Below are 11,506 nucleotides of genomic sequence, written 5' to 3'. Positions count from 1 at the left end.
CGCGTCCGCCGGGGGCCAGGGCGGCAGGCCCTCGCCCGGCGGCATGCCGAGGCCCCAGGGCGGCGGCCCGCGTCCCGGTGGTGGCCCCGGTGGCAACCGCCCGAACCCGGGCATGATGCCGCAGCGTCCCGCCGCGGGCCCGCGTCCCGGTGGTGGCCCCGGCGGTGGCCGTGGCCCCGGTGGCGGCGGTCGTCCCGGTGGCGGCGGTCGTCCCGGCTTCGCGGGTCGTCCCGGCGGCGGTGGCGGCGGCGGCTTCGCCGGTCGTCCCGGCGGCGGTGCTCCCGGCCGTCCGGGTGGTTTCGGTGGTCGTCCCGGCTTCGGTGGCCGTCCCGGCGGCCCCGGTGGCCGTGGTGGCACACAGGGCGCGTTCGGCCGTCCCGGCGGTCCCGCGCGCCGCGGCCGCAAGTCGAAGCGGCAGAGGCGCCAGGAGTACGAGGCCATGCAGGCCCCGTCGGTCGGCGGTGTGATGCTGCCTCGCGGCAACGGGCAGTCCGTCCGCCTGTCGCGCGGTGCCTCCCTCACCGACTTCGCCGAGAAGATCAACGCCAACCCGGCGTCGCTCGTCGCGGTGATGATGAACCTCGGCGAGATGGTCACGGCCACGCAGTCCGTCTCCGACGAGACGCTGCAGCTCCTCGCGGACGAGATGAACTACGTCCTGGAGATCGTCAGCCCGGAGGAGGAGGACCGCGAGCTGCTCGAGTCCTTCGACATCGAGTTCGGCGAGGACGAGGGCGGCGACGAGGCCCTGGTCTCCAGGCCTCCGGTGGTCACCGTCATGGGTCACGTCGACCACGGCAAGACCCGGCTGCTCGACACGATCCGCAAGACCAACGTCATCGCGGGCGAGGCCGGCGGCATCACCCAGCACATCGGTGCCTACCAGGTCACGACGGACGTCAACGGTGAAGAGCGCAGGATCACCTTCATCGACACCCCGGGTCACGAGGCGTTCACCGCCATGCGTGCCCGCGGTGCGAAGTCGACGGACATCGCGATCCTCGTGGTCGCGGCCAACGACGGCGTGATGCCCCAGACGATCGAGGCGCTGAACCACGCCAAGGCGGCCGAGGTGCCGATCGTGGTCGCGGTCAACAAGATCGACGTCGAGGGCGCCGACCCGACGAAGGTGCGCGGCCAGCTCACCGAGTTCGGTCTGGTGGCCGAGGAGTACGGCGGCGACACCATGTTCGTCGACATCTCCGCCAAGCAGGGTGAGAACATCGACAGCCTGCTGGAGGCCGTGGTCCTGACCGCGGACGCCTCGCTCGACCTGCGTGCCAACCCGGACCAGGACGCGCAGGGCCTCGCGATCGAGGCACACCTCGACCGCGGCCGCGGCGCCGTCGCCACCGTGCTCGTCCAGCGCGGCACGCTGCGCGTCGGCGACACGATGGTCGCCGGTGACGCGTACGGCCGTGTCCGGGCGATGCTCGACGACAACGGCAACAACGTGGAGGAGGCGCCCCCGTCGACGCCGGTCCTCGTGCTCGGTCTGACCAACGTGCCGGGTGCGGGCGACAACTTCCTCGTCGTCGACGAGGACCGCACGGCACGCCAGATCGCCGAGAAGCGCGCGGCCCGCGAGCGGAACGCGAACTTCGCCCGCAGGGGCATCCGGTTCTCCCTGGAGAACCTGGACGAGGCGCTCAAGGCCGGTCTCGTGCAGGAACTCAACCTCATCATCAAGGGCGACGCGTCCGGTTCGGTCGAGGCCCTGGAGTCCTCGCTGCTCCAGCTCGACGTCGGCGAAGAGGTCGACATCCGGGTGCTGCACCGCGGCGTCGGTGCGGTCACGGAGTCCGACATCTCCCTGGCGATGGGCTCCGACGCCATCGTGATCGGCTTCAACGTGCGCGCCGCAGGGCGTGCCGCGCAGCTGGCCGAGCGCGAGGGCGTGGACGTCCGGTACTACTCGGTCATCTACCAGGCGATCGAGGAGATCGAGTCGGCCCTCAAGGGCATGCTCAAGCCGGAGTACGAGGAGGCCGAGCTCGGCACGGCGGAGATCCGCGAGATCTTCCGCTCGTCCAAGCTGGGCAACATCGCCGGTGTGCTCATCCGGTCCGGCGAGGTCAGGCGCAACACGAAGGCCAGGGTCGTCCGCGACGGCAAGGTCATCGCGGAGAACCTCAACATCGAGGGTCTGCGCCGCTTCAAGGACGACGTCACCGAGATCCGCGAAGGCTTCGAGGGCGGTATCAACCTCGGGAACTTCAACGACATCAAGATCGACGACGTCATCGCCACCTACGAGATGCGCGAGAAGCCCCGCGGCTGACGCGAGGCTGCTCGAAGCGCCATCGAGGCGGTGACGAGGCAGTGAGGTCCGGGGCCGCCCGGCGGACGAATATCCGTCGAGCGGCCCCGGCCGCCGCGTGTACGGTGCACATGATCCTGCCGTCATGCGGCGGGCACCTGCGAACCCGTACCGGCGGGACATCCGGACACGCATGTATGTGGGGACACTGACCTTCGACCTGCTGCTCGGCGACGTACGGTCGCTGAAGGAGAAGCGCTCCGTCGTCCGTCCGATCGTCGCGGAGCTGCACCGCAAGTACGCGGTGAGCGTCGCGGAGACCGGCGTCCAGAACCTCCACCGCAGGGCCGAGATCGGCCTCGCGGCCGTGTCGGGGGACTGGACACACCTGACGGACCTGCTCGACCGCTGCGAGCGCCTCGTGGCAGGCCGTCCCGAGGTGGAGCTGCTGTCCGTCAGGCGGCGGCTGCACGGTGACGACGACTGAGCCGGGTACCCGCCCGTCGTACGACGGGCCGGCGGCCACCGGGGGCGCGCGCCCCCACCCCAAGCCCCTGTAGAACGAGAAGGAAGAGTGACGACCGGTGACCGACAACGCGCGGGCCCGCAAGCTGGCCGATCGCATCCAGGTCGTGGTCGCGGAGACCCTGGACCGGCGTATCAAGGATCCGCGGCTCGGGTTCGTGACCATCACGGACGCCCGCGTCACCGGCGACCTGCGGGAGGCCACGGTCTTCTACACGGTCTACGGCGACGACGAGGAGCGCGCGGCCTCGGCGGCGGCCCTGGAGAGCGCGAAGGGCGTCCTGCGCTCCGAGGTGGGCCGGCAGACCGGCGTCAGGTTCACCCCGACGCTGGCGTTCGTGCCCGACGCGCTCCCGGACAACGCCCGCACGATCGAGGACCTCCTCGACAAGGCGCGCGCGAAGGACGCCGAGGTGCGCGAGGTGTCGACGGGCAAGAAGTACGCCGGCGAGGCCGACCCGTACCGCAAGCCCGGCGAGGAGGACGGCGAGGACGGCGAGGACGACCTGCCCGACGGGCGCGACCTGCCCGAAGGGCGCGGCACCGCGGGCGGTGGCACCGCCGAATGACCGAGCAGAACCGGACGCCCGACGGCCTTGTCATCGTCGACAAGCCGTCGGGCTTCACCTCGCACGACGTCGTCGCCAAGATGCGCGGGATCGCGAGGACCCGCCGCGTCGGCCACGCCGGCACACTCGACCCGATGGCCACGGGCGTCCTCGTGCTCGGCGTCGAGCGGGCGACGAAGCTCCTCGGGCACCTCGCGCTGACGGAGAAGGAGTACCTGGGCACGATCAGGCTCGGCCAGTCCACCGTGACGGACGACGCGGAGGGCGAGACCACCGCGTCCGCCGACGCGTCCGCCGTCACCCGTGAGGCGGTCGACGCACACGTGGCCCGGCTGACCGGCGCCATCATGCAGGTGCCCTCCAAGGTCAGCGCCATCAAGATCGACGGCAAGCGGTCGTACGCGCGGGTGCGCGGCGGCGAGGAGTTCGACATCCCGGCACGCCCGGTGACGGTCTCCTCCTTCCAGGTGTACGACGCGCGCGCGGCGGTGGCCGGCGACGGCACCCCCGTGCTCGACCTGGTGGTCTCCGTCGTCTGCTCGTCCGGCACGTACATCAGGGCGCTCGCCCGCGACCTCGGCGCGGGACTCGGCGTCGGCGGGCACCTCACGGCGCTGCGCAGGACCCGCGTCGGGCCCTACGGGATCGACGCGGCGAAGACCCTTGAGCAGTTGCAGGAGGAGCTGAAGGTGATGCCCGTGGCGCACGCGGCCGGTGCCGCGTTCGCGCGCTGGGAGGTCGATGAGCGGCGGGCGAAGCTGCTGCTCAACGGCGTACGCCTGGACATGCCCGCGTACCCGACGTCGCCGGTCGCGGCGTTCGGGCCCGACGGGCGGCTCCTGGCGCTGGTCGAGGAGCAGAAGGGCAGGGCCAAGAGCCTCGCGGTCTTCGGCTGACCGCTCCCGGCGGGGACGGCGGGCGTGCGGGGGCACGTGCGGCCCGCGAGAGCGCGGCATGGCAGTCTTGGTGTTGCGTTTCGGGTATGCGAAATTGCGGACAGACACGGTTTTCGGGCGAGGAGCGGTCACAGTGCAGCGCTGGCGCGGCTTGGAGGACATCCCCCAGGACTGGGGGCGCAGCGTCGTCACCATCGGCTCCTACGACGGTGTGCACCGCGGCCACCAGATCATCATCGGCAAGGCCGTCGAGCGCGCACGCGAACTGGGCGTCCCGTCCGTCGTGGTCACCTTCGACCCGCACCCGAGCGAGGTCGTGCGCCCGGGCAGCCACCCGCCGCTGCTCGCACCCCAGCACCGGCGCGCCGAGCTGATGGCGGACCTCGGCGTGGACGCGGTGCTGATCCTGCCGTTCACCGCCGAGTTCTCGAAGCTGTCGCCCGCCGACTTCATCGTCAAGGTGCTCGTCGACAAGTTGCACGCGCGCGCGGTCGTCGAGGGCCCCAACTTCCGCTTCGGCCACCGGGCCGCGGGCAACGTCGAGGTACTCGCCGGCCTCGGCTCGACGTACGACTACGAGGTCGACGTGGTCGACCTGCGCGTGACGGGCGAGGCGGGCGGCGGCCGCCCCTTTTCGTCCACGCTCACGCGGTCCCTGGTCGCCGAGGGCGACGTGGCCGGGGCGCGCGAGGTACTCGGCCGGCCGCACCGCGTCGAGGGCGTCGTCGTGCGCGGCGCGCAGCGCGGCCGCGAACTCGGCTACCCGACGGCCAACGTGGCGACGCTCCCGCACTCCGCCATCCCGGCGGACGGGGTGTACGCGGGGTGGCTGACGGCGGCGGGCGAGCGGATGCCCGCCGCCATCTCGGTGGGCACCAACCCGCAGTTCGAGGGCGTGGACCGGACGGTCGAGGCGTACGCGATCGACCGCGTCGGCCTTGACCTGTACGGGCTGCACGTCGCGGTCGACTTCCTCGCGTACGTGCGTGGCCAGGAGAAGTTCGAGTCGATCGACGCGCTCCTGGAGGCGATGGCGGGGGACGTCAAGCGCTGCCGTGACCTGGTCGCCGCGTACGACGCGGACGACCGCGGCCCGGTACCCGGCGAGGGATAGGACGACGGCTTCCGAGGTCTCCGCCCGGCGGAGTCTCCGTCCGGTCACCGGTGGGTCAAGGGCGGGTCATCGCGGTCGCAAGTCTCGGCAATGGCGTCCGGCTCCTGTCTGCTTGTTCGCTTTTCGGCCTGGCTGGCGAGTTCTCGGCCCTTCTACAGTGTCGGCGAGGTACCGACCACAGGGGAGTCACGCCGTGTCCGAGCCCGCTCTGCCCGAGCGCGCGGCCTCGCGCATCCTGGACGTGGCGCTGACGGAGACGGCAGACGGCGCGCGCGACGGCGTGCCCCCGTACAGCACGCCCGTGTTCGTGCCCGCGCACCCGCGCTACCCGCGGGGCGGGCCGCCGACGGTCGACTTCGAGCTGATGGCGCACGCGGGCGGCACGCCCGTGCCGGTGGCGTTCACGACGCTGGAGCTCCTCGTCGCGGCGCTCGGCGACGTGCAGCCGTGGATCGCGGTGTCGCTCGGCGCCTACACCGAGGCGATGCGGGACGCGGGGCTGCCGTCCGTACGGCTCGACCCGGCGGTGGGCGGCACCGGGCGCGGCTGGCGGCCGCAGGACCTCATCAACGCCTACGGGGGAGAGGAGCAGGCCTAGATGGGCAAGCCCGACTACCAGGTCGTACTCGGCGATCTCGGCGCCATGGCGACCAGGTTCAAGAAGGAGGCCGTGGCCTACCACGGCCTGCACCACGAGGTGAAGCCCTCCGTCGCCGCATCGGGCGACGCGGGCCTCGACTCGATGATCAAGGCCATGGCCGACCTGATCGCGGGGCTGCACGACAAGCTCGGCGACCGGATCGCCGACCACGGCGACGCGCTGCAGTACGCGCACGACTCCTACCACCGCCACGACGTCGACGTGCACGGCGTCTTCGAGGACCTGATGTGACCGACAGCTGGGTGGGCGGTGACATAGGCGGCCTCGAAGCCATGGGCACCGCGTACGTGAAGGCCAAGAAGTCGCTGGACGACGTCGTGAAGCCGCTCGGTGACCAGGCCGACAAGCTGGTGGGCGACGCGGGCTGGGAGGGTGAGGCCGCGTCGTCGTTCCGCGAGGCGTGGACGGCGGACTCGATGGCGGCGGGCGCGTTCGCGGAACTGGTCAGCGCCGTGGGCCACGTGCTCACCAAGCTGTCGGGCAGGCTGCGCACCGCCGAGACCGGCCTGCAGAACGCCGAGGACGTCGCGGTGCGCGCCGGTGTCCCCGTGGGGCCCAAGGGCGTGCCGGGCACGCTGATGACCAACAACCCGCCGACACCCGCTGAGTCGAAGAGCATCAAGGCCCTCCACGACTACGGCGCGGTCCGCGACCGGGCACTGCACGACGCACAGCGTGCGCGTCTTGACGCCGCCGACGACCTGCGGAAGCTGTACGCGGATGCGACGGGGGAGGGCGAGGGCCACAAGGGCACCAAGGGCGAGGACCTCACCATCGCCGACTACCTGCGCGCCCTGTACTCCTACGACTCGGAGCGCACGCGCGCGAAGGGCCACGACGCCGCGACCAAGCTGGACGACGCCAAGCACGAGGCCGACCAGGCGAAGAAGGAGATGCGGGCGGAGCGCAAGGCGTACCAGAAGGCGGGCAAGGCCCTGCCGAAGGACCTGCCGGGCAAGGGCGCCTACCGCGACGCGATGGCGAAGCTCGACGGCCTCGAGACGGACATCGCCCGCGGCGAGCGCGGCAGTTCGGCGCTCCCGTACGACCACGCGCTCAACACGAAGGTCGTGGACGCGGCGAAGGCCCTCAGGCTCGGCGAGAGCGCGGAGAGACTGCCGGAGTTCCTCAAGGAGGTGCCGGTGGTGGACATCGCGGCGGCCGGGGCCGTCGGGCTCCTCGAAGCCAAGGACGACCACGACAAGGGGTGGTCCTGGACGCACTCGGTCATCGTCGACGAGGGCGCGGCGCTCGGCGGTCTCGCCGCGGGCACGGCGGCCGTCGCGGGCGGTGTCGCGCTGGCCGCGAGTGCCGAGATCACGGTGCCCGTCGCCGTCGTCGCGGGTGTCGGCGGCGCGGTCGTCATCGGAGCGACCAACTACATCGACTCGGCGCTGCACGAGCACTGGAGCGAGGACATCCACGACCACGGAGTGGTCGGCGGCATCCTGCACGGCCTGGGCGACGCCGGCTCCAAGTCCTGGCAGTCGGACGTCAACCTGGCCAAGGATGTCGGCAACGCGGCGAAGAAGGCATGGAATGGTTTCACAGGTCTCTTCTGAGGTGCCCAGGCCGGCGAAGCTGCCGGTGGTCGGCACCACCTGGGTGCGCAGGGGGTTCGCCTACTGGGCGCGCCGCGTGCTGATGACCGGCTTCGTCGTGGTGGTCTTCGGCGGCTTCCTCGCCCTGCTGCTGTACGGCTTCTCCGACCTCGTGTCAGGACTGCCCGGCGGGTGGCGCGCGGTGTGCGACGTGGCCTACTGGCTGCTGACCGCGGCGGGCGGCGCCTGGGGCTGGGCCCGGGCGCGGCGCCAGGTACGGGAGGCCATGGCGGCGCCGCCCACCCCCGCCGAGGCGCGCGCCCGCGCCTCCTCCGCGCAGTCCGCGGCGCCGGGCCGCGCGATGGCCGGCCGGCTCCCCGTCGCGGTGCTGTTCCCGTTCCTGGCGCCGCTCCTGGCGTGGTTCCTCGGGCTGCTGCTGGCAGGCGCTCTCGTACGGCAGTTGCCCGCCGAGATCACGGCCCGCCGCGCCCTGGAGCGGTAGCACGGAGGGGGCCCGGGCGCAGCGCGCCACGGACACTCAGTCCAGGCAGAACTCGTTGCCCTCGACGTCCTGCATCGCGAGGCACGACTCGTTCTCCTCGTCGGCGAGCATCAGCCGCACGCGCACGGCGCCGAGCGCCTCCAGCCGGGCGCACTCGGCCTCCAGCGCGGCCACGCGCTCCTCGCCGACGAGCCCGGTGCCGACCCGCACGTCCAGGTGGACCCGGTTCTTGACGGCCTTGCCCTCGGGAACGCGCTGGAAGAACAGGCGCGGACCCTCCCCCGAAGGGTCGACGCAGGCGAACGCCGAGCCCTGGCGCTCGGGCGGCAGTGCGCGATCGAACGCGTCCCACGAGGCGAACCCCTCCGGCGGAGGCGGTACGACGTACCCCAGCACCTCACACCAGAAACGAGCGACGCGCTCGGGCTCCGCGCAGTCGAAGGTGACCTGAAACTTCTTGATCGGCGGCATCGGCCCATCGTAGGGACGCGGTCTCACAGGCGCAGCGGCTTTTCGGCGTTCAGGTGTGCCATCTTCTCCTGGCCCTACTGGCCGACGTGCGGCTCCGCGACGAACGCGCGTGTACCGGCAGCGACCGGCCCGCCGCTACCGCTCGCGCGCCCAGTGGCACGCCGCCGCGTGCGGGCCCGCGCCGGGCAGGACGGGGAGGTCACGGGTGCGGCAGGCGTGGGCGACGCCCGCGCGGTCCGCCTCGCCCGACGCGAGGACCTGGCAGCGCGCGTGGAAGCGGCAGCCGCCGGGGACGCGCGCCGGGTCGGGCGGCTCGCCCGCCAGCACGACCGGCGGCCCGTCCGACTCGGGCAGCACCGACAGCAGCGCCCGCGTGTACGGATGGCGGGGCGACGACAGCACCTCCTCGACCGGGCCGCACTCCACGATCCTGCCGAGGTACATCACCGCCACCCGGTCGGCGATGTTCCAGGCGAGCCCCAGGTCGTGCGTCACCACGAGCGCCGACAGGCCCAGCTCCGCACGCAGCGAAAGCAGCAGCGACAGGATCTCGCCGCGCACGGACGCGTCGAGCGACGCCACCGGCTCGTCCGCCACGAGGAGTTCGGGACGCAGCGCCAGCGCGCCCGCGATGACGACGCGCTGGCGCTGCCCGCCGGACAGCTCGTGCGGGTAGCGCAGGAAGAACCGCTCGGGCGGCCGCAGCCCGGCCCGTGCGAGCGCCTGCGCCACGGCCCCGTGCTCGTCCTGCGTGCGGCCGTGGATCCGCAGGCCCTCCGCCACCGCCTCGTAGACGGTGTGGCGCGGGTTGAGCGACCCGCTCGGGTCCTGCAGCACAAGCTGCACCCGCCTGCGGTACGCCTTGAGCGCACGCGCCCCGTAGCCGAGCGGCTCACCCGCGAACACCACACGGCCCGCGGTCGGCGCCACCAGGCCGAGCAGCGCACGCGCCAGCGTGGTCTTGCCGCACCCCGACTCGCCCACCAGCGCGACGATCTCGCCCGCGCCGACCTCCAGGTCCACGCCGTCGACGGCGCGCGCCGCCGGTCCGCCGCGCCGGCCGGGGAACGTGACGGACAGCGCGTCGGCCGAGAGCAGCGCGCTCCTCGCCGGTGCCTCCTTCATGACCGGTGCCGTGGCCATCGCTCACCCCTCCACTCGTACGCAGGCAGCCGTGCGGCCCTCGCCGGCGGCCCGCAACGGCTGGTCGTCGTGCGCGCAGCGGTCGAGGGCGACCGGGCAGCGCGGGTGGAAGGCGCAGCCCGCGGGCAGTGCTGCCGGGTCCGGCGGGTCCCCGGGCAGGCCGCGCGGCGCGAGCCGGGACGCAGGATCGCCGACACGGGGGAAGGCTTCGGACAGCGCCCTGCCGTACGGGTGCGCGGCCGCGTCGTAGACCGCGCGCGCGGGGCCCTCCTCCACGATGCGGCCCGCGTACATGACCGCGAGCCGGTCGCAGGTGTCCGCGAGCACCGCCAGGTCGTGGCTGATCATCAGCAGGCTGATGCCGCGCTCGGCGACGAGCCCCTCGATCAGCCGCAGGATCTGCGCCTGGATCATCACGTCAAGGGCGGTGGTCGGCTCGTCCGCCACGATCAGGTGCGGCTCGCAGGCGAGCGCCATCGCGATCATCACCCGCTGGCGCTGGCCGCCCGACAGCTCGTGCGGATAGGCGCTGGTCCTCGCCGCGGGCAGCCCGACCTGTTCGAGCAGGTCCGCGGCCCGGTGCCGGGCCGCCGCGGCCGTCGCCCCGCCGTGCACCAGCAGGGGCTCCGCGACCTGGTCGCCGATCCTGTGCACGGCGTTCAGCGCGTGCATCGCGCCCTGGAAGACGACGGACGCCCCGGCCCAGCGCACCGCGCGCAGCCGTCCCCACCGCATCGTCAGCACGTCCTCACCGTCCAGCAGGACCCGCCCGGTGAGCGTCGCCGCCCTCGGCAGCAGCCGCAGCAGCGCGAGCGCCAGCGTCGACTTCCCGCACCCGGACTCGCCCGCGAGCCCCAGCGTGGCGCCCGCGTCGAGCGTCAGGTCGACGCCGCGCACGGCGGGCACGGCGTCAGGACCCTCGCCGTACGTGACCGTCAGGTCCTCGACGCGCAGCAGCCGTCCCGCGGCCGTGGTCACCTGCCCACCCCAAGACTCGGGTTGAGTACGGACTCGACGGCGCGCCCGCACAGCGTGAACGCGAGCGCCACCAGCGCGATCGCGATGCCGGGCGGGCCCAGGTACCACCAGTGGCCGGACGAGACGGCGCCCGCCTCGCGCGCGTCCTGCAGCATGCCGCCCCACGACACGACCGTCGGGTCGCCCAGGCCGAGGAAGGCGAGCGTGGCCTCGGTCAGGATCGCGGTGGAGATGCCGAGCGTGGTCTGCGCGAGTACCAGCGGCATCACGTTCGGCAGCACGTGCCGTGTCATCACATGGCGATGGCCGCCGCCGAGCGCCCTGGCCCGTTCGATGTACGGGCGCGACTCCACGGCGATCGTCTGCGCGCGCACCAGCCGGGCCGTGGTCGGCCAGCTCGTCACGCCGATCGCGACGACCACGGTCCACAGCGAGCGGGACATCACGGTCGCCAGCACGATCGCCAGCACCAGCGCCGGCATCACGAGGAACCAGTCGGTGACCCGCATGACGACCGTGGAGAACACACCGCCGAAGTGCCCGGCGACCACGCCGACCAGCGTGCCGATCGCCACCGAAAGCGCGGCGGCGAGCAGCCCGACCGTCAGCGACACCCGCGCGCCCCACACCAGCAGGCCGAGCAGCGACCTGCCGAACTGGTCGGTGCCCAGCGGGAAGTCCGGGCTCGGCGCGGCGAGCGGCGCACCCGTGGCGGCCGTCACGCTGCGCACGTCGTCCCCGACGAGCAGCGGCGCGGCCACCGCCGCGAGCGCGATCACCACCAGGCCTGCCAGCCCGGCGAGCCCGGCGCGGTGCGCGCGGTAGCCGCGCCAGAAGCGTGCCGCG

13 protein-coding genes are annotated in these 11,506 nt (G+C 72.9%); 9 read left to right on the top strand and 4 right to left on the bottom strand.

Going from position 1 to position 11,506, the window contains the following annotated elements; translation table 11 throughout:
• The 9 genes from infB to JFN87_RS28480 all read left to right on the top strand — a co-directional run.
• A partial coding sequence (gene infB, locus JFN87_RS28520) for a translation initiation factor IF-2 (RefSeq protein ID WP_209344616.1) occupies nucleotides 1–2,281 on the top strand: 2,281 nt, incomplete at its 5' end.
• 172 nt (nucleotides 2,282–2,453) lie between these two features.
• On the top strand, nucleotides 2,454–2,747 hold the full coding sequence (locus JFN87_RS28515) for a DUF503 domain-containing protein (protein ID WP_209344618.1): 294 nt from the start codon (nucleotides 2,454–2,456) through the stop codon (nucleotides 2,745–2,747).
• A gap of 97 nt (nucleotides 2,748–2,844) precedes the next feature.
• A complete protein-coding gene (gene rbfA, locus JFN87_RS28510; protein WP_209344613.1) occupies nucleotides 2,845–3,354 on the top strand; it encodes a 30S ribosome-binding factor RbfA in 510 nt (169 codons plus the stop codon).
• Nucleotides 3,351–4,250, top strand: a complete 900-nt coding sequence (truB, locus tag JFN87_RS28505) for a tRNA pseudouridine(55) synthase TruB (RefSeq protein WP_209344611.1) — start codon at nucleotides 3,351–3,353, stop codon at nucleotides 4,248–4,250. The genes rbfA and truB overlap by 4 nt, the downstream gene beginning before the upstream one ends.
• Nucleotides 4,251–4,383: 133 nt before the next feature.
• Entirely contained in the window at nucleotides 4,384–5,364 is a 981-nt protein-coding gene (locus tag JFN87_RS28500) for a bifunctional riboflavin kinase/FAD synthetase (RefSeq protein WP_209344609.1), read from the top strand.
• A gap of 193 nt (nucleotides 5,365–5,557) precedes the next feature.
• Complete coding sequence (locus JFN87_RS28495; RefSeq protein ID WP_209344607.1) at nucleotides 5,558–5,962, top strand: SAV_915 family protein; 405 nt, start codon at nucleotides 5,558–5,560, stop codon at nucleotides 5,960–5,962.
• Nucleotides 5,963–6,256: a DUF6317 family protein gene (locus tag JFN87_RS28490; protein WP_209344605.1), complete on the top strand. Its 294-nt coding sequence runs from the start codon at nucleotides 5,963–5,965 to the stop codon at nucleotides 6,254–6,256.
• Nucleotides 6,253–7,587 (top strand): WXG100 family type VII secretion target, encoded by a 1,335-nt coding sequence (locus tag JFN87_RS28485; protein WP_209344604.1) that lies wholly within the window; start codon nucleotides 6,253–6,255, stop codon nucleotides 7,585–7,587. Before JFN87_RS28490 ends, JFN87_RS28485 begins: the two co-directional genes overlap by 4 nt.
• A complete protein-coding gene (locus JFN87_RS28480; RefSeq protein ID WP_209344602.1) occupies nucleotides 7,565–8,068 on the top strand; it encodes a hypothetical protein in 504 nt (167 codons plus the stop codon). The genes JFN87_RS28485 and JFN87_RS28480 overlap by 23 nt, the downstream gene beginning before the upstream one ends.
• A gap of 36 nt (nucleotides 8,069–8,104) precedes the next feature.
• On the opposite strand, the gene JFN87_RS28475 is transcribed toward JFN87_RS28480, so the two are convergent.
• The 4 genes from JFN87_RS28475 to JFN87_RS28460 all read right to left on the bottom strand — a co-directional run.
• Nucleotides 8,105–8,539 (bottom strand): VOC family protein, encoded by a 435-nt coding sequence (locus tag JFN87_RS28475; RefSeq protein ID WP_209344600.1) that lies wholly within the window; start codon nucleotides 8,537–8,539, stop codon nucleotides 8,105–8,107.
• Between the two features lie 135 nt (nucleotides 8,540–8,674).
• Nucleotides 8,675–9,682: an ABC transporter ATP-binding protein gene (locus tag JFN87_RS28470; protein ID WP_209344599.1), complete on the bottom strand. Its 1,008-nt coding sequence runs from the start codon at nucleotides 9,680–9,682 to the stop codon at nucleotides 8,675–8,677.
• A gap of 3 nt (nucleotides 9,683–9,685) precedes the next feature.
• Nucleotides 9,686–10,660, bottom strand: coding sequence for an ABC transporter ATP-binding protein (locus tag JFN87_RS28465; protein WP_307865622.1), 975 nt, complete (start codon nucleotides 10,658–10,660; stop codon nucleotides 9,686–9,688).
• The coding region (locus tag JFN87_RS28460; RefSeq protein WP_209344595.1) for an ABC transporter permease at nucleotides 10,657–11,506 on the bottom strand (850 nt) is incomplete at its 5' end. The genes JFN87_RS28460 and JFN87_RS28465, both read right to left, overlap by 4 nt.

This window comes from Streptomyces montanisoli (genome assembly GCF_017813245.1).
GTDB classification, from domain to species: domain Bacteria; phylum Actinomycetota; class Actinomycetes; order Streptomycetales; family Streptomycetaceae; genus Streptomyces; species Streptomyces montanisoli.
Note: the sequence above shows the minus strand (reverse complement) of the source record. Positions and strands in the feature narration are given on the sequence as shown.

Coding starts and splice junctions, on each gene's coding strand:
- JFN87_RS28480 (WP_209344602.1), top strand. CDS start 7,565: ATGGTTTCACAGGTCTCTTCTGAGGTGCCCAGGCCGGCGAAGCTGCCG.
- JFN87_RS28470 (WP_209344599.1), bottom strand. CDS start 9,682: ATGGCCACGGCACCGGTCATGAAGGAGGCACCGGCGAGGAGCGCGCTG.
- truB (WP_209344611.1), top strand. CDS start 3,351: ATGACCGAGCAGAACCGGACGCCCGACGGCCTTGTCATCGTCGACAAG.
- JFN87_RS28475 (WP_209344600.1), bottom strand. CDS start 8,539: ATGCCGCCGATCAAGAAGTTTCAGGTCACCTTCGACTGCGCGGAGCCC.
- JFN87_RS28515 (WP_209344618.1), top strand. CDS start 2,454: ATGTATGTGGGGACACTGACCTTCGACCTGCTGCTCGGCGACGTACGG.
- JFN87_RS28490 (WP_209344605.1), top strand. CDS start 5,963: ATGGGCAAGCCCGACTACCAGGTCGTACTCGGCGATCTCGGCGCCATG.